This window comes from Streptomyces sp. YIM 121038 (assembly GCF_006088715.1).
Classification (GTDB): Bacteria; Actinomycetota; Actinomycetes; order Streptomycetales; family Streptomycetaceae; genus Streptomyces.
The window spans coordinates 9,151,490-9,173,516 of the sequence record NZ_CP030771.1 but is presented as its reverse complement, the minus strand read 5'-3'; the positions used below and the strand labels follow the sequence as shown (position 1 = coordinate 9,173,516).

The window sequence follows — 22,027 nt, the reverse complement described above, 5'->3', positions numbered from 1 at the left end:
GGGCCCCGCGGCTACTCACGGCGTGCGGACGCGCGCGGGTCGGCCGTGTCCCGCTCGGCCGTGTCCCGCTCGGCCGGGGGCCGTGGCACACCGTCCTGACGCTGCCAGGCGGCGTACAGCGTGGAGAGCCCGATCGCTACCGAGGACACCGCCTCCGCCTCGATCCCGCACCGGACGAGGACGACTCCGGTCCCCAGGACCGCGAGGAATACGGCGAGATCGGTTCGCCGCCGTGGAAGGTGCATCGCTGAGCCTCTCTGAAGTTCCTTGTACCAACTGCCGCCTGATGTCTTGTCAGGCGGCAATCAGGCTGTTGGGGGTGCGGGGTGTTGCGGTAGGCGGCACAGTTGCCACGTGTCGCAACACCGAGCGACAGCAGCCGACAGGGAACACCGGGAGGGGACATGGGCAGCCTGGTGCCGCTGGGCGGGGAGCTTCCCGACGAGTCGCGGGCGCTCGCCGAGGCGCTGCGCGCCCTCTTCGACGGGCTCGGGCTCAGCGTCCGCCGGTACGCGGCCCGGCGGAGCTGGGACGCCGGGTCCCTGTCCCGCTTCCTCAACGGGACCCGCGTACCCACCTGGGAGTTCATCAACTCCCTCTTCCACGACGTGGCCGAGCACCAGGGCCGCACGCCCACGCCCGAGGCCATGGAGCTGCTCCGCCGACTGCACCGCGAGGCACTGGCCCGCAGCGGCTCCCCGCTCCACCGGGTGCAACTCCTCGAGGACCAACTGGCCGAGGCCGACCGGCAGTCCACCCGCTCGGCGGCGCTGGTCCGCGCGCTCGAAGGGGCGTTGGTCGACGCGCAACACCGCGCGGCGGACCTGGAGGTACAGATCGGACAGCTGCGGGCGCACCAGAGCCGCGAGCACGCCGACACGGACACGGTGCTCGCACTGTACGAGGACCAGCTCGCCGGGCTCCGCAGGGAACGGCAGTCCCTCATCCAGCAGGTGGAGGCGCTCGGCGAGGAGCTCCGCGACGCCCACGCCCGCCGCGTCGAGGCGGAGGAGCGCTGCGAGGAGCTGGAGCGCCAGCTGATCGCGGCCGAGGAGCACGGGCAGGACGACGAGGACGCCACCGCACCCCGCCCCGAGGAGAGCCGCGAGGAGCCCGAGGACGGCTTCCCGGACACCGCCCCCGCCGCCGCTGCACCGCCCCGGGCACGCCCCCGTACGCCCGGCGGGAAGACCCACCCCGGATGGCTCAACCCCGGCTTCGTCTTCGACACCTTCATCGTCGGCGACTCCAACCGCTTCGCCAACGCGGCCGCCCTCGCCGCCGCCAAGCGGCCCGGCCGGGCGTACAACCCCCTGTACATCTACGGCACTTCGGGGATCGGCAAGACGCACCTGCTGCACGCCACCGCGCACCACGCCCTCGCCCTCCACCCCGGCCTCCGCGTCCGGTACGTGCACGCGGAGGACTTCAAGCCCCAGGGCGACCACCGGAACGCGGACGTCCTGCTGGTCGACGACATCTACTTCCTGATGCACCACCGGTCGACGCGCGAGGAGTTCTTCCACACCTTCAACGCGCTCCACGAGGCCGGGAAGCAGATCGTGCTCTCCTCCGACCGGCCGCCCAAGCAGCTGCCGAACCTCGAGGACTGGATGCGCAGCCGTCTGGAGTGGGGCCTGATCACCCACGTCAGGGCGCCCGAGCTGGAGACGCGCGTCGCGCTCCTGCACCGCAAGGCCGTCGCGGACGGGCTCGACACCCCGCCGGAGGTGCTCGAGTTCATCGCCACCCGCACCCTGCGCAACATCCGCGAGCTGGAGGGCGCCCTGAACCGGGTGACCGCGTTCGCCAACCTCAACCGGCAGCCGGTGGACCTCGGCCTGACCGAGATCGTCCTCAAGGACCTGGTCCCCGACCGCGGGCCGTCGCGCGGGGAGCGGGTCGGGCAGTTGATCATCGCTGTGACCTCCGACTACTTCGGTCTGGCGGAGGGCGAGCTGTGCGGAACGTCCCGCAGCCGGGTCCTGGTGACGGCACGCCAGATCGCCATATACCTGTGCTGCGAACTGACCGACATGTCACGGCCGAAGATCCGCGAGCTCTTCAAGCGGAGCGACCCGAGCACCGTGGACCACGCGGACCGCAAGATCCGCGCGCTGATGGCGGAGCGCCGCTCCATCTACAACCAGGTCACCGAACTCACCCTGCGGATCAAGGACGCCGCCGACGAACTGGCCGACTGACCGGGGCGGTGCCTCAGCCGAGCCCGCTCACCCGCAGCGTGACGTTCAGCCGCCCCGTCAGGCCAAGGCCCGGCGGCGCCGTACCGGCGTGGATCTTCGGCACGCCGTGGTACGCGAGGCGGGACGGGCCGCCGAACACCATCAGGTCACCGCTGCGCAGCTCGACGTCCGTGTACGGCCGCGCGCGCGTCTCGGTGTTGCCGAACCGGAAGACGCAGGCGTCCCCGAGGCTCAGCGACACCACCGGGGCGTCGGACTTCTCGTCGCTGTCGCGGTGCATGCCCATGCGGGCGTCGGCGTCGTAGTGGTTGACGAGCGCGATGTCGTACGCGGGCGGGGCGTCACCGTCCGCGCCGCCGTCCCCGTACGCGTCCCGCACCGCGGCGCGCCCCAGCTCCGCGAGCCAGGCGGGCATCGGCTTCACCGGCGCGCCGTCGCCGTCGACGACGGTGCGCGCGTAGCCGTACGGATACCAGTGCCAGCCGAGGCACAGCTGCCGGGCGGTCATCGTGCCGCCGCCCGGCAGGTGGACGGTGCGCAGGCCCGCGGGCGGGCGCGCCCAGGCCCGGCAGGCGGCGAGGAGCTCCCGCTGCCGGTCGGGGCCGAGCCAGCCGGGCACGTGCACGGCACCCGGGGCCACCTCGCCGCGCTCGCGCGGGAACAGCTCGTCGGTCATGGGCGCAGGACCGCCCGCAGGATCACGAACTTGCGGTTGCTGGCGGCGACTTCGACGTTGCCGAAGAGGCGCTTGAGCCGTACGTGGTAGCCGAGGTGGCGGTTGCCGACGACCCACAGCTCACCGCCGGGCCGCAGCGCGGCGCGGGCACCGCGGAACATGCGCTGGGCCGTCGCGTCGGTCGTGGCCTGGTGGCTGTGGAAGGGCGGGTTGTTCAGGACGAGGTCCACGGACGCGGCGGGCATCGCCGTCAGCGCGTCCCCGGCCAGGAACTCCGCCTGCGCGGCGGCCGAGTTGGCCCGGAACGTGGCCTCGGCCGAGGCGACGGCCTGGTACGACTCGTCCACGAACGTGACCCGGGCCCCGGGGTTGGCGACCGCCGCGGCCGTGCCGAGCACGCCGTTGCCGCAGCCCAGGTCCACGATGTGGGCGTCGGCGCGGCTCGCGGGCAGGTGCTGGAGGAAGAACCGGGTGCCGATGTCCAGGCGCTCGGCGCAGAAGATGCCCGCGTGGTTGACGGCGGTCAGGCCCGCGCCCGCCCCGGAGTCGGCGGGCAGGACGTACCGGCGCGGCCAGGGACCGCTCTCGTGGACCCGCTCCGGGTCCGGCGTGGTGTGGATCAGCCGGGCCTTCTGCCGGGCCAGCGAGGTGCGGGTCGGGCCGATGATCCGCTCGAAGAGGTCGAGGGTCGAGGTGTGGATCTCGGTGACCATGCCGGTGCCGACGACGACGGTGCCCGCGTGCAGGGAAGGGGCGATCCGGTGCAGCTGGTCCTCCAGGAGCGCGAGGCTCTTGGGCACCCGGACCAGGAGCACGTCCACCCGCTCCGGCGGCGCGTCCCGCGTCGTGAGCAGCCGGGCCGGGTCCGGCGCGTGCCCGGCCCGCTCCAGGTTGGCGAGGGTCGCCTGCCTGCCGAGGAAGGAGTCGGTGATCTGGACGGGCCGGTGCGCGGCGAGCACCGTGGTCAGCGCGCCCCAGCGGTCGCCGATCACGGCCACGGTGCCGTCGAGGGCGACCGGCGCGCCGCCGTCCTCTCCCGCCAGGTGGCGCAGCAGATAGGCGTCCGCGGCGGACCAGGCCCGCAGCTGGTCGCGGGGGTCCTCCGGGAAGCGTGTGAGGTCGTACGCGCCCCATGACGTGCTCAAACGGTTCATCGTGCCCTCAGGCTACTGGGCCGCGCGCGGCGGCGCGGACCCGGCCGCTGCCCCGGCGCGGGGCGGCCGGCCGTCGCGGCGCCGCCCGCTTCAGGAGGAGCGGAGCAGCCGCTGCCGGGGGACGGCGACCCGGGTGCGCTCGGGGTCGGCCGGGCGCTCGGTGTCGTACACCGCGAGGACGGGCCGGTCGAGGGCCACGCGGTCCACGACCACCGGTACGGCGTGCCGCGCGCCCTGCCGGTCGTGGAAGACGACGGTGACCTCGCCGCGCCTGCCGCGCACCGGCCGCCAGCCCTCGAGCCGGGCCTCGGCCGTGGCGAACCCGGCCCGCACCCGGCGCAGTGCGGCGGTCCTGCGCAGGCTCACGGCGGCGCCCCACACCGCGAGGAGCCCGCCCACGGCCGCCACCGACCACAGGAACGTCAGCCAGGCCGCGACGGAGTGCCGTCCGACCGGCGCGAGCAGCATGTAGTCGGTGACCGTGCCGTAGGCGACGCGGCCGTCGGCCAGCGCGTCGTACCAGCCCACGGCGGCGGCGAGCGCGCTGAGCGCGATCACCGCGCCCACCGTCGCGCGGTGCAGGAACCGGGCGGCGACGAAGCCGAGCAGCACGTCCGCGCCGATGCCGAGCTCCGGCGCCATGGCCACCAGCTGGTCGCTGCCGCAGCCCACGTCGTCGTAGCAGGACCACCCGGCGCTCGTGGCGTCGTACGTGCTCAGGTGCCACACGAGCCAGACCTGCCAGGCGAGGAGCGCGCAGGCGAGCCCCCGCAGCACGACGCCATAGCTCTTCCGGCCCAACTCCCGTCCCTGCCTCAGTGGTTCGGCGACGCCGCGAGGGCGCCGCGCGGAGAGCATCCGTCAATGTCCGTGCAGGCTACACGCTGTCCGGGGCGGTCACCACGGGGCGTGCGGCCGCGGCTCAGCCGCGGGCGAACCAGGTGGGCCCGTCCGCCATGGCCTGCTTGATGCGGAACAGACCGGTCTCGTGCAGCTCGGGAAGCCGGTCCAGGGCGAACCAGGCGACTTCGAGGGACTCGTCGTCGTTGACGCGGGGCTCGCCGCCCACGGCCCGGCAGCGGACGGTGATGTCCATGAACTGGCAGACGTCGCCGTTGGGGTAGGTGACGGGCTCCAGGGTCTCCACGAGGACCACCCGCTCGGCCACGCAGCGCACGGCCGTCTCCTCGAAGACCTCCCGCTCGGCGCACTCGGCGGGCTGCTCCCCCGGCTCCGGGATGCCGCCGATCACCGACCACTTGCCGTTGTCGGCGCGCCGTCCGAGCAGCACCCGGCCCTCGTCGTCGAAGACGATCGCGGTCACTCCCGGGAGCCACAGCAACTGGTGGCCCACGTCGGCGCGCAGGGTCTTGATGAAGTCTGGAGTAGCCATGATCAGCAGCCTAACCGCCGGTGCCCGTCCGCCTGCGCGCGATGACCCAGCCGATTCCGGCCACTCCCAGACCGGCCAGAAACACCTCCGGCCAGACCCCGAGCCGCGTCGCGGGCGTCAGCGAGCTGCGCTTGGGCACCTCCGCGACGAGCGACTCCGCGGTGAACATCCCGGTGCGCTGGGCGACCGTCCCGTCCGGGCGGATCACGGCGCTCACCCCGCTGGTCACCGGCACCATCACGGCCCGTCCGTGCTCGACGGCCCGCACCCGGTCGATGGCCAGCTGCTGGTACGTCATCTGACTGCGCTCGAACGTCGCGTTGTTGCTCGGCACGGACAGGATCTGCGCGCCCTGGCGCACCTGGTCCCGCACCACGTCGTCGAACGCCGCCTCGTAGCAGGTCACGGGCCCGACCTCGGTGCCCGCCATGTCGAACACGACCGGCTTCGTACCGGGCTGGAAGACACCGGCGCGGTCGACGTCGGAGCTGAAGATCCGGAAGAAGCTCCGGTAGGGCATGTACTCGCCGAACGGCTGGAGGTGCCGCTTGTCGTACGAGGCGCCGGGGCCCGTCTTCGGGTCCCACAGGATCTGCCGGTTGCGGGGCTTGCCGTCCTTCGCCCCGACGACCGCGCCCACGGAGACGGGGGCGCCGATGGCCTTCGCCGCCTTGTCGATCTCCGCGTAGGCGTCGGCGTTGACGAACGGGTCGATGTCGGAGGAGTTCTCCGGCCACAGGACCAGGTCGGGCTGCTCGGCCTTGCCCGCCCTGACCTTCGCGGCCAGGCGCAGCGTCTCCCGGACGTGGTGGTCGAGCACGGCCCGGCGCTGGGCGTTGAAGTCCAGGCCCATGCGCGGCACGTTGCCCTGGACGACGGCGACCGTGGCGGTGCCGTGCTCCGCCGCGGTGGACACCAGCGGCAGCGCGGCCGCCCCGGCTGCCACCGGCGCGACGGTGAGCGCGGCCGCGGTCAGCACGGCGCGGTCCCGGGTACGGGGCGCGGCCCTCAGGCGGCGCACGACGTCGGCGAGCCCGAAGCCGCTGAGGACCACGGCGAAGCCCAGCAGCGGTGTCCCGCCGAGCGCGGCGAGGGGCAGGAAGAGACCGGTGGGCTGGCCGAAGGCGACCTTGCCCCACGGGAAGCCCTCGAAGGGGAAGCGCGAGCGCGCCGCCTCCAGCAGGAGCCACACCCCACAGGCCCACACCGGCCACACCGGAAGGCGGGACACCAGGGCGATGCCCAGGCCCGCGAGGCCGATGAACAGCGCTTCGGCGACGGCCAGGGCGAGCCACGGCAGCGGCCCCACGTCGACACCCGTCCACGACAGGAGCGGCACGAAGTAGCCGAGCCCCATCAGCAGGCCGAGGCGGAAGCCGGAGCGGGCCCCGTGGCCGTGCAGGACGAAGCCGAGCAGCGCGAACGCGAAGGGCGCGAGCCACCACAGCTCACGCGGCGCGAAGCTGAGGTAGAGCAGGACGCCGGAGAGCACCGCGGCGACGGCCGGAAGCAGCCGTCGCCGTACCCGCTCCGCGCGGGTTTCCGGTCCGGGCTGCGGTTCGGTCTGCTCCGACGTCTCGGTGGGAGCGGTGGTGGCGGTCACTCGGGGAGTCTACGGCCCGCCACCTGGGCGCGGACAGCGCGGTCGGCCCCCGCGCACGGGTGTCCCAGGTGCCCCGTCCACACATTTGCTAGATCGTTTCTGCGCAAGACATCCACAACCGACGCCGTCAGCCGCTACGGTGTGCCGCAGTCCCTGACGTGCGGCCGGAACACGCTGCCACGCCGTCGGGGGCCCGCGGACATTCGGGGGGCGGGTTGGGGTCGACGGGGGCGGTGACGGCCGAGCGGACCGGGGAGCGGCACGGGGTGGCCGACGCGAGCGGTCTCGCGATCCTCGCGGCGTGCGCGGCCTGGGCGCTGATCGCTTCGGGGGTCGGCGGCGGACGGCCGGACGGCGTGCTGCTCGCGATCCTCGCGGTCGCCGCCGGGTACGCGGGCGGGCGCATCGCCGGAGCCCTCCTACCGGTGGCGGCCCCGTGCGCCGGGGCGCTCGCGGGGGTCTGCCTCGCCGCCGCGGCCCCGCACGTCACGCCCGGACCCGCCAGCTCCGCACCGCTCGGCCCCATCGGCGCCACCGCCGCGCTCCTGAGCCTGTCGGCGGGCGCGGTCTGCTGTGCGGCCTGGGCGGCGCGCGGCCCCGCGCTCCGGCTGTGCCTGCGCCTGGCCGCCGTCGGTGTCGTGTGCTGTGCGGCGCTGCTCGGCTCCACCGCGGGTTTCCTCGCCTGCGCCGGGATCCTGCTGTGCTCGCTCGCGGGGGCCCTGACCCGCAGGGCCCCCGGCCTCGCGGGATTCGCCCTCGCCGCCGTGCTGGTGGCCGGGGCGTCCTGGGCCGTCGCCGAGGAGGTGCTGCCCCGCGGCCTGACCGCATCGCTGGAGGGCCAGCTGGGCCCGCACCGGGTGGGCCTGTGGCGGGACGCCGGGGATCTGGCGGGCGCGCATCCGGCGTTCGGGGTGGGCCCGGGGCGGTTCGGGGACGCGTCACCGACCGTGACGGAGGGCCTGCTCCCGGACGACAAGCCGCACTCTGCGCTGCTCCAGCAGGCCGCTGAGCAGGGCTTCACCGGCGTCGTGCTGCTCACGGCGGCCTTCGGCTGGGTCCTGTTCGCGCTGTGGCGCTCGCCCCGCTCCACCGCGGTCGTCCTGACGGCGGGCGCGGCCCTGACCGCCGTCGCGGCGGTGGCCACGCTGGGCAACGCGCTGAGCGTGACGTCCGTGACGGCGGGCGCGGGCCTGCTCGCGGGCATCGCGACGGCACGGCCGCTGCCGGAGGGCCGGGAGACCGGGAGCGGGGAGACGGACCGCCTTCCCTGAGGGACGCGCCGGTCAGACCGTCGGCGTGGGGCGGGTCGGCCGCAGGTGGTCGCGGATGACACGGACCGCGCTCTCGGCGTTGTCCACGGTGACCGTGAACTTGTGGCCGTCGCCGAGTCGCAGCACGACGCCCTCGCCGCGCCGCACGATGACGGCGGTGCCCTGCTCCGGCCGCCAGCGGTAGCCCCAGCCGCCCCAGTGCCGCGGGGTGACGGCGGGCGCGAAGTCGGCGCCGACGACGTGCGAGAGCGGGATGCGGCGGCGCGGTACGCCGATGTGGCCGCAGCGCACTTCCATGCACTCCTTGTCGACCTTCACCGCGACGTGGACGAACGCCAGCGTGCCGAAGAGCATCAGCAGACCGACCGCGATGCAGCCGACGATGGCCATGACCAGCGGCAGGACGCCCGAGGGCCACAGCGTCTCCACGGCCAGGTCGATGCCCAGCGCGAGGCAGGCGGCGCCGGCGCAGGCCAGCAGCCACTGGACGCGGTTCGACGCGCGTCCGGTCCAGATCTCGGGCTGATCCTCGGCGGCAGCCCGCTCGCCGTGGGCATGGTCCGTCATGGAGTCGAGGTTACTCACGATCCGCGTCGACGGCACCGCGTCGCGAAGGGTTACCTCTCCGGCCGGACACCCCGAACACCAGGTTTCCCCGGGTGAGGGGCGCCCTCAACGGCGCGTTCCGCTCGCTGGGCCGCACGGGAGGGGCAGCCGTCGGCCAGGACGGGCGCCCTTCCGGCCACCGCCCCGGGCCGGGCGGCGGTCTCAGCCCTTCAGGGCCGGGCTCGCCGACGCCAGGAGGCGCCCCTCGGCGTACGTCAGGGCGGCGGGCGGCAGCGCGGCCTCGCGCCCGCTGAGGAGCACGCGGACGCCGCCGTGGCCGTTCCCGGGCGCCGGGCGCGCGCCGGGCACCTCGCCGATGCGGCGCAGCGTCTGGGCGGCGACCGCGCCGGCCGAGCCGTGCAGGACCAGCGGCGCCCGGTCCGCCCGCTGGACGGCGGCGCGGATGCGCTCCGCGACCAGTTCGTAATGGGTGCAGCCCAGGACGACGGCCCTTACCTCGGGCGGTGTGAGGGCGGCGGCCGCCGCGATCGTGCGGTCGATGGCGTCCTCGTCGGCCCACTGCACGGCGTCGGCGAGACCGGGGCAGGGCACCTCGGTGACGTCGACGCCGTCGGCGAACTCCTCGATGAGGCCGCGCTGGTAGGGGCTGCCGGTGGTGGCGGGGGTGGCCCAGATGGCGATCGGTCCGCCCCCGGCCGCGGCGGGCTTGATCGCCGGGACGGTGCCGATGACCGGCAGCTCCGGCTCGAAGCGGGCGCGCAGGGCGGGCAGCGTGTGCACGGTCGCGGTGTTGCAGGCCACGATCAGCGCGTCCGGGCGGTGCGCGGCGGCGGCCGCGGCGACCGCGAGGGACCGCTCCGTGAGGTCCGCCGTGCTGCGGGGGCCCCAGGGCATGCCGTCGGGGTCCGAGGAGAGGACGAGATCGGCGCCGGGTGCCAGGCGCCGTACCGCGGCCGCCGCGGCGAGCAGTCCGATGCCGGAGTCCATGAGCGCGATCTTCACCCGGTCACCTTAGACGATCGGCCGTACAACCCGGTCACCGTGGGGCAGACTGCGGCGGATGAGTGCCGTTGCGTGGATCTGTGTCGCCTCGCTCGCCGCGTGGCTGTGGCTGCTGGCCGGACAGGGCTTCTTCTGGCGCACGGACCTGCGCCTGCCACCCCGGCGCGAGCCGGCGCGATGGCCGGCGGTGGCGGTCGTCGTCCCCGCGCGGGACGAGGCCGAGGTGCTGCCCGCCAGCCTGCCGTCGCTGCTCGCGCAGGACTATCCGGGGCGGGCCGAGGTGTTCCTCGTCGACGACGGCAGCAGCGACGGCACCGGGGCTCTCGCGCGGAAGCTGTCCGAGCGGCACGGCGGCCTTGCGCTGACCGTCGGCTCGCCGGGCGAACCGCCCGCGGGCTGGACGGGCAAGCTGTGGGCGGTGCGGCACGGCATCGGCCTGGCCCGCGCGCGCGAGCCGGAGTACCTGCTGCTCACCGACGCGGACATCGCCCATGAGCCCGACAGCCTGCGGGAGTTGGTGGCCGCCGCGGAGTCCGGCGGCTTCGACCTGGTGTCGCAGATGGCCCGGCTCCGCGTGGCCAGCGTGTGGGAGCGCCTGGTCGTCCCCGCGTTCGTCTACTTCTTCGCGCAGCTGTACCCGTTCCGCTGGATCGCGCGCAAGGACGGGGGGACCGCCGCCGCGGCCGGTGGCTGTGTGCTGCTGCGCGCGGACGCCGCCGCGCGGGCGGGGGTGCCGGACGCCATCCGGCACGCGGTGATCGACGACGTGGCCCTCGCGCGGGCGGTCAAGCGGAGCGGCGGGCACATCTGGCTGGGACTCGCCGACCGCGTCGACAGCGTGCGCCCCTACCCGGCCCTCGCGGACCTGTGGCGGATGGTGGCGCGCAGCGCCTACGCCCAGCTGCGCCACAACCCGGCGGTGCTCCTCGGGACGGTCGTGGGGCTCGCCGTGATCTACCTGGTGCCGCCCGTCGGCCTGGTCGTGGGCCTGGCCCGGGGCGACACCACCGCCGCGGCCGTCGGCGGCACCGCCTGGCTCGTCATGACGGCCACGTATCTGCCGATGCTGCGCTACTACCGCCAGCCGCTGTGGCTCGCGCTCACGCTGCCCGGCACGGCCTTCCTGTACCTGCTGATGACGGTGGACTCAGCGGTGCGGCACTACCGGGGGCGCGGCGCCGCGTGGAAGGGCCGGACGTACGGGGCCGCCCCTGAGGCGGCCCCCGACTCACGGGCCTGACCGGCGCCTCCCACGTCCCGGGAGGCGCCGGTTGCGGCCGTCACTTCCTGCCGGGCGTCCAGTTCATGCCCCAGCCGTACGCGTAGTCGATGGTGCGCTGCGGGCTCACGCCGCGCTCGGGCACCAGATAGCGGGCCTCGCGCTGGACGACGAGCTCGCCGTTGTGGTTGGTGATGAGCGCGAGGGCGCACACCGTCGACGGCACCGTGCACTCGTCCAGGGAGAACTCGATCGGCGCGCCGTGCTGCGGCGTCAGCGTGACCGTCGCGTTGAGGTCGGCGAAGCTGCGCGCGCCCTCGTAGATGGTCACGAAGATGACCATGCGCTTGAACTCCTGCGTACGGTCGAGGTTCACGGTGAGGTTCTCACCGGTCGACACGGCTCCGGTGCGGTCGTCGCCGTCCAGGAGGATGTACGGGGGCTGGTGGAGGGATCCGAAGGCGTTGCCGAGGGCCTGGACGACTCCCTTGCGCCCGTCGGCCAGTTCGAACAGCGCGCACAGGTCGAGGTCCAGGTCGGCGTGCATCGCCACGGCCCGGCCGAGCTTGCTGGCCCAGCCCTTGAACTGCTTGCGCACCTCCCAGTTGAGGTTGACGCGCAGCGCGCCCGAGGTGCCGCCCTGCTTGGTCAGGGAGACCGTGGGCGCCTCCTTGGTGAGCGTCACCTTGGTCAGGCGCACGGGCTGGGCGGGGGCGGCGGCCGGCGGGGGCGGCGTGACGGGGGCGGGCGCGGTCACGGGCGGGGCCGGGGCCGGGGCGGGCGCGGGAGCCGCCACCGGCGGGGCGGGGGCCGGGGGCGGGGTCGGCGCGGCCGTCTGCTGGGGCTCGTCCACCGTGATGCCGTAGTCCGTCGCCAGGCCCTCCAGGCCGCTGCTGTAGCCCTGGCCGACGGCGCGGAACTTCCAGGCGCCCTGGCGCCGGTAGAGCTCGCCGAGGACGAACGCCGTCTCCACGCTCGCGTCGGCGCTGTCGTAGCGCGCGATCTCCGCGCCGCTCGCGGCGTCGAGGACCCGGATGTGCAGACCGGGCACCTTGCCGAACGTGCCGCCGTCCGAGGACGCGGCCAGGACCACCGTCTCGACGGCGGGCTCCACGCGCGCGAGGTCGACGACGAGCGCGTCGGTCACGGTGCCGCCCGCGTTCCGCTTGCCCTCGTGGCGCACGGCGCCCGAGGCGTGCGTCGCCTGGTTGTAGAAGACGAAGTCCGCGTCCGAGCGCACCTTTCCGGAGTCCGCGAGCAACAGAGCGGACGCGTCGGCGTCCGGAACTCCGGGTCCGGAACCCCAGCCCAATTCGACCCGTACGGCAGTTGCCCCCACGGGAACATTCGAACCTTTGGCCATAGACATGTCTGCCCCCATCACCAGTGCCGGGTCCGGCAGGACCGCCGTTCCGTTCCCGCCCAACCTATTACCTGGCATTCGCGGACGCGCACGGACCCACCCGGCCATCGCTCCGCGTCAACCGCCGGTCGACCACCGGTAACCCCCGAGATCCCCGCCTTTTACAGGATCCCTACGCCGCCGCGCGACCGATTTTCCCAGGTTCGCTCGCATTGAGGGCCTGAAGGCACGGGCAACACGGCAAACAACCCTCTTATCGGTCTCCCCAACCAGCACATCAAGGGCTTAACTTATGGAGCATGACCTCCCCCCGCTCCACCTATGGCGGCGGTTACTACTCCGCGCCGTCCTTCCCGGACACCCCGATCTACGACTCCCTGGTCGCCGAGCGGGGCACCCCGCAGATCGCCCCGATCCGGGTGAACCCGTCCCCCTATGACACGGGCAGCCACCTCCCGGCCCTTCCGCCCGCGCTGCCCGCCCTGCCGTCGGCGCCCTCCGGGCCCTCGATGGCCGCTCCTCCGAACGCCGCTTACGGCTACGCGCCCGCGCCGCAGCCCGCACCGCTGCAGCAGGCCCCGGCGCCGTACATCCCGCAGCAGGCGGGTCCGCCCCGCGGCTATCCGGGCCCGCAGCAGCAGCGGCCCATGGGGACCACGACGGGCTATGAGGCGATGCGCCCCGCGGCACCCCGCCCGGCGCCCGCGCCCCACGAGGACCCGTACAACCGGCAGCAGTACCGGGGCTACTGACCGGCCGCGGCCGGCGCCGTCAGCGACCACTGACAGCACGGCCGCACGTCGGGTCCGCCGTTCGATCGCTCCACGTTCATCCGCCGCAGGCGTCCGGGGGGCACGCCTGGCAGTCGCCGTCGACCCATGGGTCGACGGCGGCTTTCGTATGCGCGCACGGCCGGAGCGCCCAGGAGCCGTTTCCGGCCTAATGTGCGGGGCCCGTGACTCTCCGCCCGGGCGGGTTCCGTCCCGCCGGTGACCGGGGCCATCCGTATCGGTGACCCTCCGAGGATCCTCGAATGAACAGGGCGGTCGTGGGGAACTCGAAGGCGGGGCAAGGCCGTTGAGGTTCGATGGGAACCTGCGGAGCCGGTGGACGAGCACCGGTGCGGGCGCTGTCGGGCCCCGACGGGAGCAGTCCGGAAAGCGCCGGGAAACTGGCCGATGTCATCCTCGGTTCTCGTGACCCATGCGTGAGCCGGGCCGTCCGCGGTTAGGGCCGTGGTGACGGACGCGGAAGGGGGTGCAGGACCGTGCGAGCGATCGCCGGACTCTGGCGCTGGCGCCGCAATCCACTGCGCCGCGCGACGGACCTCGCCGAGGCCTGGGCGGCGCTCGTCGCGCTCGCCCTCATCGTCGTCGGGGCCCCGGTGGCCGGCGCCGTGACGGGCAGTCTGACCAACGACGCGCTGCTGCGCTCGGTGGAGGCCCAGCGCGCGACCCGCCACGTCGTGACGGCCACCGTCCTGAAGAAGCTCGACCACCCGCCCCTCGACCCCGACCCGGAGACCTCCTCCGCGCGGGACGCGCACCGCCGCGTGCTCGCCCACTGGAAGGGACCGGACGGCTCGGGCCACGCGGGCACGGTCGCGTCCGGCCTCAAGTCTCCGCACCCCGGCGACCGGTTCACGGTCTGGACCGACCGCACCGGCCGGGTCGTCGGCCGCCCGCTCGACCCGGCCACCGCGACGACCCACGCGGCCCTCGCCGGATTCGGCGCCACCCTCGCGAGCGCCGGCCTCGTCGAGGGCGCCCGGCGGCTGCTCCTGTGGCGCATCGTCCGGCGGCGCCACGCCCGCTGGGACCAGGCCTGGCAGCAGGCGGGCCCGGACTGGGGCAAGGCCGGTACCGGCGCCTGAGCTGGTGAGAGCCTGCCCATCAGGTCAACTCCCCCGCGCCGCGCGCGCTACGGTGGAGCGGGCCGACTCTTCGGCCTCCTCGCGCGCGGGCGCGGGGTACCCGCGTACGTCGAGGTGGGGGCAGAGCAACTCCATGGCACAGGGCACGGTCCAGGTGACGCACACCGGTACGTCGCGGTGGCGGCGCCGCACGGGAGAGTACGCATCGCTGACCGCCGCCTTGGAGGCCGCGGGCGACGGGGACGTCCTGACAGTGGCCCCGGGGACGTACCGCGAGAACCTCGTCGTCCAGCGGGCGGTGACGCTGCGCGGCCCCGAGGGCTCCCCCGGCTCCGTGCGCATCGCGCCGGCCGACGGCGTGCCCCTGACGGTGCGGGCCTCCGCCGTCGTGCAGGACCTGCACATCGAGGGCCAGGACTCGGCCGCGCCCGCGCTGCTCGTCGAGGACGGGGCGCCGGAGCTCGCGGACCTGCGGGTGATGACGCGCTCGGCGGCCGGCATCGAGGTCCGCGGCGGCGCCCGGCCCACCCTGCGCCGCTGCACGGTCGACAACGCGGGCGGCATCGGCATCGCCGTACTCGACGGCGGCGGCGGGGTGTTCGAGGAGTGCGAGGTCCTCGCGGCCGGCCAGTCCGGGGTCGCGGTGCGCGGCGGCGGGCACCCGCGCCTGGAGCGCTGCCGGATCCACCACACCTCGGGCGCGGGCCTGTCCGTGACCGGCGAGTACAGCGGCCTGGAGGCCGTCGGCTGCGAGGTGTACGAGGTCAAGGGCGCGGGCGTGCAGATCACCGCGCGCGCCACGGCGCACCTGACGGACTGCGCGGTGCACCGCACGACGTCCGACGGCGTGACGCTCGACACGGACGCGGTCCTCACCCTCGCCGACTGCCGCATCCACGACGTCCCGGAGAACGCGGTCGACCTGCGCTCGCGCTCGGTCCTCACGCTGACCCGCACCACGGTGCGCGAGTTCGGCCGCAACGGCCTGTCGGTGTGGGACCCGGGCACCCGCGTGGACGCCAACCAGTGCGAGATCCACGACAGCACGGGCGACTACCCGGCGGTGTGGGTCAGCGACGGGGCGACGGCCGTCCTGGAGTCGTGCCGGGTGCACGACGTGCCGGACGCGCTGTTCGTCCTCGACCGGGGCTCGCGCGTCGACGTCATAGACAGCGATCTGACGCAGGTGCGCAACACGGCGGTCTCGGTGAGCGACGGGGCGACCGCCCAGCTCGACGACGTGCGCATCCGGGAGGCGGCCACCGGCGCGTGGTTCCGCGACCACGGCAGCGGCGGCGTCCTCGCGGACTGCACCGTGGACGGCACGCAGACGGGCGTGATCGTCACCAAGGGCGCCGATCCGACCATCGAGCGGTGCACGGTCTCCTCCCCGGCCGAGGCGGGCTTCTACGTCTCCGCGGGCGGGCGCGGCAGCTTCCACCGCTGCAAGGTCGTCGACAGCGGCGGCTACGGCTTCCACGTCCTCGACGGCTGCCGTACGACGCTGAAGCGCTGCCGCACCGAGCGGTGCGCGCGCGGCGGCTACGAATTCGCGGAGGACGGCCCGCTCGTCGAGGACTGCACCAGCGACGAGAGCGCCAGCGTGCGGCCCGCCGTGCCCGAGCCGTCCGTGCAGACGGCCACGCAGTCCACGGGGCTGCTCGGCGCGGTGCCCGAGCCGCGCGTCACCGAGCAGCCGCCCGCGCAGCCCGCCCCGCAGCCCTCCCGCACCTCCAAGGCGGTGCTCGGCGAACTCGACACGCTGGTGGGCCTGGACAGCGTCAAGCGCGAGGTGCGGGCGCTCACCGACATGATCGAGGTGGGCCGGCGCCGCCAGGAGGCGGGCCTGAAGGCCGCCTCGGTCCGCCGCCACCTGGTGTTCACCGGCTCCCCCGGCACGGGCAAGACGACCGTGGCCCGGCTCTACGGCGAGATCCTGGCCGCGCTCGGCGTCCTGGAGCGCGGCCACCTCGTCGAGGTGTCGCGCGTGGACCTGGTGGGCGAGCACATCGGCTCGACGGCGATCCGCACCCAGGAGGCGTTCGAGAAGGCCCGCGGCGGCGTCCTGTTCATCGACGAGGCGTATGCGCTCTCGCCGGAGGACTCCGGGCGCGACTTCGGCCGGGAGGCCATCGACACGCTCGTGAAGCTGATGGAGGACCACCGCGAGGCGGTCGTGGTGATCGTCGCGGGCTACACGGACGAGATGAACCGCTTCCTGTCCGTCAACCCCGGGGTGGCGTCCCGCTTCTCGCGCACGATCACGTTCGGCGACTACGACGCCGAGGAGCTCCTGCGCATCGTCGAGCAGCAGGCGGAGGAGCACGAGTACACGCTCGGCACGGGCACCGCCGAGGCGCTCCTGAAGTACTTCACGGCCATCCCGAAGGGCCCCACGTTCGGCAACGGCCGTACCGCGCGGCAGACGTTCGAGGCGATGGTGGAGCGGCACGCGGGCCGCGTCGCGCAGGTGGCGGCGCCGAGCACCGACGAGCTCACCCTGCTGTACCCGGACGACCTTCCGGAGCTGGTGTAGGAGCCGGTGCGGGGGTCGGCGACGGGGCGGTCGCGGGGCGCGGCACAGCGGGCCTGAGCCGGGCGAGCAGCCGGGCCCGCTCCTCGGCGAACGCGGGGTCGGCCTGGTAGTCGCCGTGGCCGAGGAGCGGCGCGGGCAGCGGGTGCTCGGCGGTGCGGCCGTAGGCGAGCGGATCCTTGAGCGCGGCGCGGTCGACCTGCGGGCCGCAGTCGCCGTGCAGCCGCACCGGGCCGCCGATGGGGTCGGTGGCGCGGTACAGGTTGCGCCAGCAGTCGACCTCGCGGTGCAGGGAGCTGAGCGCGGCGGGCCCGAAGTGCGCGGGGAACCAGCGGCCGTACAGGCGCTCAAGGGGGGAGCCGTAGGTGAGCAGCGCGACCCGTCGGCGCACGGACGGCAGCAGCTGCCAGGCCGCCGCCGCGGCGAGGACGCTGCCCTGGGAGTGGCCGGACAGGACGAGGCGGCCGCCCGTGGCGCGGGTCCAGGTGTGCATGCGCCAGGTCAGGTCGGGCACGGCGCGCTCGGCGTAGCAGGGCGGCGCGAACGGGTGGGCGGCGCGCGGCCAGAACGTGCCGACGTCCCAGAGGATGCCGATGGTGCGGCGGGCGGACGCGTCGCGGTAGGCGCGGCGGCCCCAGGTGACGAACAGTATGAAGCCGAAGCCGATCAGCCAGGAGCCGAGCGCCTGCGCGGTCTGCGCGGTGCCCTCGACGAAGGCGGGCGCGCCCTCGGCGGCCTCGCCGGGGACCTCGTCGCTCACCCAGGCCCCGACGAGGGCGGCGGCCCCGAGCAGCAGCGTCGTGGCCGAGGTGACGCCGACGATGAGGGGGACGCGGTCGGTGAGGGTGGCGCTGGCGCGCTTGGCGGCGATGCGGCGGGTGCGGGCGGTGTCGGGGCGCTCGCCGGGGTACTCGCGCGGCACCCGGGCGAGCTCGACGCGCACGCGCCGCGCGGTGGCGACGGCGAGCCCGGCGCACAGCACGGCGACGACCACGAGCAGCGGCGGGATGACCGAGGCCTGCCAGGTCAGCAGGGCGGGCGGCCCGTCGATCGTGCCGCCCCTGCCGTCCAGCCAGTCGGCGACGCGCTGCGAGCCGCCGCCGGACATGACGCCGCCGAGCGCGCAGGCCAGCATGGCCACGGCGGGGCCGCCGAGGCCGCGTATGGCCGTGCGCGTGTCGGGCGCCCCTCGGTAGAGCCCGGTGGCGACGGCCGCGAGGGCGAGCACCAGGGCGCCCTGGACGAGGGCGATGCCGCCGAAGGTCGTGTTGCCCGGCAGGCGGCCCGTGGAGGTCCAGTCGGGGCGCGACCACCCGGCGTACAGGACCGCGAGGACGAGCAGGGCGAGGGCGGTGAGCGGGAGCAGGCGCACCAGGGTGCGGTCGAGCCGCCGGTCGACGCGGTGTTCGCTGCGGCCCCTGCGGCACACCACCCCCACCACGACGGCCCCGCACCCGGCGAGGGCCGCCATCAGGGCCCAGCCGAGGACGTCCAGGAGCGCGGAGCCGCCGGGGCGGCGGTCGTGGCGGGCGGCGGCCGCGCCCACGGCGGTGGCGACCGTGAGCAGGCCCGCGGCCGTGTGGGCGGCGCGCAGCCGGGCGACGATCCGGCGGCCGTACCAGAAGCCGGGCCTGCCGAGGGCGTTGCGGGCGGCCTCCTCGGGGTCCGGCTGGTGCGGCAGCGGCTGCTGGGACTCGTACGCGCTCCAGGTGCGGTGGGACAGGTACCAGAGCAGGCCGGTGAGGGCGGCGGGCAGGGCCGCGGCGAGGGCGAGGCGGCGGCCGGGCTGCGACCACCAGCCGCCGCCTCCGGCCGGGCCGGGGGCGAGGAAGCCGAGCCAGGAGTGGTCGGCCGCGCACCTGCTCGTGCCCGCGCACTGCCAGGCCAGCAGGTCGACCGCTATCTCGCAGGCCGCGGCCACGAGCAGCACGGTGAGGGTGAGCGCGACGAGGCGCACCAGGAGGCCGTACGCGCGGACCGCGCGGCGCATGCGGCGCGCGGTGGGGCGCATCCAGTGGGCGAGGTTGACCACCATGAACGGCAGGAGCAGGAGCCACAGGGCGCGGGAGCCGTTGCCGGAGGTGAGGTTGGACCAGACGTACGCCTCCGGGACGGGGCGGCCGCGGTAGTCCTCCGGGCGGGACTCGGCCGTCACGTCGTCGGCGCGGCGGTGGACGGCCGCGGTGCCGTCGCCGAAGACGCGGACGGTCCTGGGGTCGTCGAGCATCGCCTGCGGCGTGGCGCCGCCGACGCCGTGGACGAGGAGTTCCAGGGCGATCCGGTCCGCCGGTGCGGGCGGGCCGGACGCCGGGTCCTTGGCATGCGCGGGCTCCCCCGCTGTGGCGCGCTCCACTGTTCTGCTTCCCCCGAGGTGTGCGCTGCTGACTGCGAGTACCAAGGATCCCGGCTCGGGGCGCCGCGCGCACCCGCCGTCACGTAATCTCCCCCTTCGTTATCCACCGGTGGCGCATGCGAGGATGAGGCGACCTGATGACGGGCTTGACGAGGCGAAAGGGCCGGACCTGACGTGAGTGAGAATCAGCACCTCCTCGCGGAGCAGCGCCGTGCCCTGATCCTGGACGAGGTCCGCCGCCGCGGCGGCGTCCGGGTCAACGAACTCACCAGGAAGCTGGGCGTGTCGGACATGACGGTCCGCCGCGATCTGGACGCGCTCGCGCGCCAGGGCGTCCTGGAGAAGGTCCACGGCGGCGCGGTGCCGGTGGCGGAGGCGAGCACGCACGAGCCGGGGTTCGAGGCCAAGTCGGGTCTTGAGCTCAGCGCCAAGGAGGACATCGCGCGGGCCGCGGCGGCCCTGGCGGCCCCGGGTTCGGCGATCGCGCTCTCCGGCGGTACGACGACCTACGCGCTCGCGCATCAGCTCCTGGACGTGCCGGACCTGACGGTGGTGACGAACTCGGTGCGGGTCGCGGACGTCTTCCACTCCGCGCAGCGCAGCTCGGGCCAGCGGCAGGGAGCCGCCACGGTGGTCCTCACCGGCGGGGTGCGCACCCCCTCGGACTCGCTGGTCGGCCCGGTCGCCGACCAGGCGATCGCGGCGCTCCACTTCGACGTGCTGTTCCTCGGGGTGCACGGCATAGCGGCCGACGCCGGTCTGTCCACGCCGAACCTCGCGGAGGCGGAGACCAACCGGCGGCTCGTGCAGTCCGCGCGCCGCGTCGTGGTGGTCGCCGACCACACCAAGTGGGGCACGGTGGGCCTGAGTTCCTTCGCCACGCTGGGGCAGGTGGACACGCTGGTGACCGACGCGGGGCTGCCCGCCGAGGCCCGCGCGGAGGTCGCCGAGCAGCTGCGGCTCGTCGTGGCGGGCGAGCCGGAGAGCGCCGAGGAGGCCTGAGGGCCACCCGGCGTCAGCCGGTCACTGCCCTTGTCGGACGTGCTCGTCTAAGGTGACCGTACTCGTTCCACCACCGTCGTCCGCTGGGGGCTGAGTGCGATGCCACGCCGTCTGAGGCCCGTGGGGCTCGACTTCCTCGTGACCGCTCCCGTGCGGCACGTCTTCACCGGCGAGGTGTCCGCGCCGCCGGAGCCGGTGTTCCAGGCCCTGGCGGTGGACGTGGCGCAGTGGCCCGCGTGGTTCACGTCGGTCACCCGCGCCCGGCCCACGCGGGACGGCGCGGGCCGGGTGGTCCATCTCCAGGGCGGCTTCCGGCTCCTGGAGACGATCCTCGCGGCGGACGCGCCGACGCGGTACGTCTACCGCGTCGACGTCTCGAGCGCGCCGGGGGTCCGCGCCCTGGTCGAGGAGTGGCACCTGACGCCCACCGCCACGGGGACGCGGGTGCGCTGGACCTTCGCGGTCGAGCCCAGGGGCCTGATGCGGTTCCTCTTCCGGCACGGCCGCAGGGGCCTCGGCAAGACCTTCGAGGCCTCCGTCAGGAACCTGGACCGCCGGCTGTCGGGCACGAAGGCCTAGCGCGGGACCGGCTCAGGCGTTCGTCCACCTGCCGGTGGCGAGGAGCGTCTCTATGGCCGCCGCGTACGGCCGGATGTCCAGGCCCTGCTCGGCGAGCCACGCGTCGGAGTAGTACTTGTCCAGGTAGCGGTCGCCGGGGTCGCAGATGAGGGTCACGACGCTCCCGGTGCGGCCCGCCGCCACCATCTCGGCGACGATCTTCAGGGCGCTCCACAGGCCGGTGCCGGTCGAGCCGCCCGCCTTGCGGCCGATGACCTGCTCCAGGGCGCGGACGGCGGCGACGCTCGCCGCGTCCGGGACCTTCATCATGCGGTCGATGGCGCCGGGCACGAAGCTCGGCTCCATGCGGGGCCGGCCGATGCCCTCGATGCGGGAGCCGCAGTCGCTGGTGGCGCCGGGATCGTGCCGCGTCCAGCCGTCGAAGAAACAGGAGTTGTCCGGGTCGGCGACGCAGATGCGGGTGTCGTGCTGCATGTAGTGCACGTAGCGGGCGATGGTCGCCGAGGTGCCGCCGGTCCCGGCCGTCGCCACGATCCACGTCGGTTCCGGATAGCGTTCGAGGCGCAGCTGCTGGTACATCGACTCGGCGATGTTGTTGTTGCCGCGCCAGTCCGTGGCCCGTTCCGCGTAGGTGAACTGGTCCATGTAGTGGCCGCCGGTCTCGACGGCGAGGGCGGCCGACTCCGCGTACATCGTGCGGGAGTCGTCCACGAAGTGGCACCGGCCGCCGTGGAATTCGATGAGGCGGCACTTCTCGGCGCTGGTCGTGCGCGGCATCACCGCGATGAAGGGCACGCCGATCAACTTCGCGAAGTAGGCCTCGGACACGGCCGTCGACCCGCTGGAGGCCTCGATCACGGGGCGTCCCGGGCGGATCCAGCCATTGCACAGGCCGTACAGGAACAGCGAGCGGGCGAGCCGGTGCTTGAGGCTGCCGGTCGGATGCGTCGACTCGTCCTTGAGGTACAGGTCGATGCCCCAGTGCTCGGGCAGCGGGAAGCGCAGCAGATGCGTGTCGGCCGAGCGGTTGGCGTCGGCCTGGACCTTGCGCACCGCTTCTTTCAGCCAGGAACGGTACTCCGGGTCGCTGCGGTCGACATCGAGAGTGACGGCGGGCTCGCCGGTCGGGTCGTGCTGGGTGGTGCTCACCGCGTGGCTCCTCGCGTTCATGCCGGACGCGGTTCGATCCGGCCGGACCTCTTGATGATAAACACCTACAACACCGCCCTCACCTG

General features: G+C 74.4%; 19 protein-coding genes. 8 read left to right on the top strand and 11 right to left on the bottom strand.

The window, feature by feature from the left end; all coding sequences use genetic code 11:
• Positions 1-11 precede the first annotated feature (11 nt).
• A complete protein-coding gene (locus C9F11_RS38770) occupies positions 12-245 on the bottom strand; it encodes a hypothetical protein (protein WP_138964626.1) in 234 nt (77 codons plus the stop codon).
• Positions 246-404: 159 nt separating this feature from the next.
• On the opposite strand from C9F11_RS38770, the gene dnaA reads away from it, so the two are divergent.
• The gene (gene dnaA, locus C9F11_RS38765) at positions 405-2,204 is read left to right on the top strand and encodes a chromosomal replication initiator protein DnaA (RefSeq protein WP_212767872.1); all 1,800 of its coding nucleotides are present in this window, start codon (positions 405-407) and stop codon (positions 2,202-2,204) included.
• A 13-nt stretch (positions 2,205-2,217) separates the two neighbouring features.
• On the opposite strand, the gene C9F11_RS38760 is transcribed toward dnaA, so the two are convergent.
• The 5 genes from C9F11_RS38760 to lnt form a co-directional block, all read right to left on the bottom strand.
• On the bottom strand, positions 2,218-2,880 hold the full coding sequence (locus C9F11_RS38760; protein WP_138964624.1) for an alpha-ketoglutarate-dependent dioxygenase AlkB: 663 nt from the start codon (positions 2,878-2,880) through the stop codon (positions 2,218-2,220).
• Complete coding sequence (locus tag C9F11_RS38755) at positions 2,877-4,034, bottom strand: methyltransferase (RefSeq protein ID WP_138964622.1); 1,158 nt, start codon at positions 4,032-4,034, stop codon at positions 2,877-2,879. Before C9F11_RS38755 ends, C9F11_RS38760 begins: the two co-directional genes overlap by 4 nt.
• A gap of 90 nt (positions 4,035-4,124) precedes the next feature.
• Positions 4,125-4,835: a hypothetical protein gene (locus C9F11_RS38750; protein ID WP_138964620.1), complete on the bottom strand. Its 711-nt coding sequence runs from the start codon at positions 4,833-4,835 to the stop codon at positions 4,125-4,127.
• Positions 4,836-4,956: 121 nt separating this feature from the next.
• Positions 4,957-5,427, bottom strand: a complete 471-nt coding sequence (locus tag C9F11_RS38745) for an NUDIX domain-containing protein (RefSeq protein ID WP_138964618.1) — start codon at positions 5,425-5,427, stop codon at positions 4,957-4,959.
• A gap of 10 nt (positions 5,428-5,437) precedes the next feature.
• Positions 5,438-7,030 carry an apolipoprotein N-acyltransferase gene (lnt, locus tag C9F11_RS38740; RefSeq protein WP_138964616.1) on the bottom strand — a complete coding sequence of 531 codons (1,593 nt, stop codon included), beginning with the start codon at positions 7,028-7,030 and terminating at the stop codon, positions 5,438-5,440.
• Positions 7,031-7,245: 215 nt separating this feature from the next.
• Between lnt and C9F11_RS38735 the strand changes: the two genes are divergently transcribed.
• Positions 7,246-8,301 carry an O-antigen ligase family protein gene (locus C9F11_RS38735; protein ID WP_171075988.1) on the top strand — a complete coding sequence of 352 codons (1,056 nt, stop codon included), beginning with the start codon at positions 7,246-7,248 and terminating at the stop codon, positions 8,299-8,301.
• Positions 8,302-8,313: 12 nt separating this feature from the next.
• Here C9F11_RS38735 and C9F11_RS38730 read toward each other — a convergent pair whose 3' ends face one another.
• The gene (locus C9F11_RS38730) at positions 8,314-8,868 is read right to left on the bottom strand and encodes a hypothetical protein (RefSeq protein ID WP_138964612.1); all 555 of its coding nucleotides are present in this window, start codon (positions 8,866-8,868) and stop codon (positions 8,314-8,316) included.
• Positions 8,869-9,069: 201 nt separating this feature from the next.
• Positions 9,070-9,870: an aspartate/glutamate racemase family protein gene (locus tag C9F11_RS38725; protein WP_249402063.1), complete on the bottom strand. Its 801-nt coding sequence runs from the start codon at positions 9,868-9,870 to the stop codon at positions 9,070-9,072.
• A gap of 58 nt (positions 9,871-9,928) precedes the next feature.
• Here C9F11_RS38725 and C9F11_RS38720 point away from each other — a divergent pair, with 58 nt between their 5' ends.
• Positions 9,929-11,110, top strand: coding sequence for a glycosyltransferase (locus C9F11_RS38720; protein ID WP_138964610.1), 1,182 nt, complete (start codon positions 9,929-9,931; stop codon positions 11,108-11,110).
• Positions 11,111-11,150: 40 nt separating this feature from the next.
• On the opposite strand, the gene C9F11_RS38715 is transcribed toward C9F11_RS38720, so the two are convergent.
• Positions 11,151-12,458 (bottom strand): TerD family protein, encoded by a 1,308-nt coding sequence (locus C9F11_RS38715; RefSeq protein WP_138964608.1) that lies wholly within the window; start codon positions 12,456-12,458, stop codon positions 11,151-11,153.
• 293 nt (positions 12,459-12,751) lie between these two features.
• Here C9F11_RS38715 and C9F11_RS38710 point away from each other — a divergent pair, with 293 nt between their 5' ends.
• The 3 genes from C9F11_RS38710 to C9F11_RS38700 all read left to right on the top strand — a co-directional run bounded on the left by C9F11_RS38710 (position 12,752) and on the right by C9F11_RS38700 (position 16,861).
• A complete protein-coding gene (locus tag C9F11_RS38710) occupies positions 12,752-13,204 on the top strand; it encodes a DUF6643 family protein (protein ID WP_138964606.1) in 453 nt (150 codons plus the stop codon).
• 515 nt (positions 13,205-13,719) lie between these two features.
• Entirely contained in the window at positions 13,720-14,325 is a 606-nt protein-coding gene (locus tag C9F11_RS38705; RefSeq protein WP_138964604.1) for a hypothetical protein, read from the top strand.
• A 133-nt stretch (positions 14,326-14,458) separates the two neighbouring features.
• Positions 14,459-16,861, top strand: a complete 2,403-nt coding sequence (locus C9F11_RS38700; RefSeq protein ID WP_171075987.1) for a right-handed parallel beta-helix repeat-containing protein — start codon at positions 14,459-14,461, stop codon at positions 16,859-16,861.
• On the opposite strand, the gene C9F11_RS38695 is transcribed toward C9F11_RS38700, so the two are convergent.
• On the bottom strand, positions 16,821-19,085 hold the full coding sequence (locus C9F11_RS38695; protein WP_249402272.1) for a hypothetical protein: 2,265 nt from the start codon (positions 19,083-19,085) through the stop codon (positions 16,821-16,823). The two genes, C9F11_RS38700 and C9F11_RS38695, sit on opposite strands and share 41 nt — an antisense overlap.
• A 300-nt stretch (positions 19,086-19,385) precedes the next feature.
• On the opposite strand from C9F11_RS38695, the gene C9F11_RS38690 reads away from it, so the two are divergent.
• A complete protein-coding gene (locus C9F11_RS38690; protein WP_138964600.1) occupies positions 19,386-20,213 on the top strand; it encodes a DeoR/GlpR family DNA-binding transcription regulator in 828 nt (275 codons plus the stop codon).
• 99 nt (positions 20,214-20,312) lie between these two features.
• A complete protein-coding gene (locus C9F11_RS38685) occupies positions 20,313-20,792 on the top strand; it encodes an SRPBCC family protein (RefSeq protein WP_138964598.1) in 480 nt (159 codons plus the stop codon).
• Positions 20,793-20,804: 12 nt separating this feature from the next.
• On the opposite strand, the gene C9F11_RS38680 is transcribed toward C9F11_RS38685, so the two are convergent.
• Positions 20,805-21,962 carry a PLP-dependent cysteine synthase family protein gene (locus C9F11_RS38680; protein ID WP_216677008.1) on the bottom strand — a complete coding sequence of 386 codons (1,158 nt, stop codon included), beginning with the start codon at positions 21,960-21,962 and terminating at the stop codon, positions 20,805-20,807.
• Between the last annotated feature and the right edge of the window lie 65 nt (positions 21,963-22,027).

Coding starts and splice junctions, on each gene's coding strand:
- dnaA (WP_212767872.1), top strand. CDS start 405: ATGGGCAGCCTGGTGCCGCTGGGCGGGGAGCTTCCCGACGAGTCGCGG.
- C9F11_RS38720 (WP_138964610.1), top strand. CDS start 9,929: ATGAGTGCCGTTGCGTGGATCTGTGTCGCCTCGCTCGCCGCGTGGCTG.
- C9F11_RS38685 (WP_138964598.1), top strand. CDS start 20,313: ATGCCACGCCGTCTGAGGCCCGTGGGGCTCGACTTCCTCGTGACCGCT.
- C9F11_RS38745 (WP_138964618.1), bottom strand. CDS start 5,427: ATGGCTACTCCAGACTTCATCAAGACCCTGCGCGCCGACGTGGGCCAC.
- C9F11_RS38770 (WP_138964626.1), bottom strand. CDS start 245: ATGCACCTTCCACGGCGGCGAACCGATCTCGCCGTATTCCTCGCGGTC.
- C9F11_RS38680 (WP_216677008.1), bottom strand. CDS start 21,962: ATGAACGCGAGGAGCCACGCGGTGAGCACCACCCAGCACGACCCGACC.
- C9F11_RS38710 (WP_138964606.1), top strand. CDS start 12,752: ATGACCTCCCCCCGCTCCACCTATGGCGGCGGTTACTACTCCGCGCCG.
- C9F11_RS38700 (WP_171075987.1), top strand. CDS start 14,459: ATGGCACAGGGCACGGTCCAGGTGACGCACACCGGTACGTCGCGGTGG.
- C9F11_RS38730 (WP_138964612.1), bottom strand. CDS start 8,868: ATGACGGACCATGCCCACGGCGAGCGGGCTGCCGCCGAGGATCAGCCC.
- C9F11_RS38695 (WP_249402272.1), bottom strand. CDS start 19,085: ATGCTCGACGACCCCAGGACCGTCCGCGTCTTCGGCGACGGCACCGCG.
- C9F11_RS38715 (WP_138964608.1), bottom strand. CDS start 12,458: ATGTCTATGGCCAAAGGTTCGAATGTTCCCGTGGGGGCAACTGCCGTA.
- C9F11_RS38755 (WP_138964622.1), bottom strand. CDS start 4,034: ATGAACCGTTTGAGCACGTCATGGGGCGCGTACGACCTCACACGCTTC.
- C9F11_RS38760 (WP_138964624.1), bottom strand. CDS start 2,880: ATGACCGACGAGCTGTTCCCGCGCGAGCGCGGCGAGGTGGCCCCGGGT.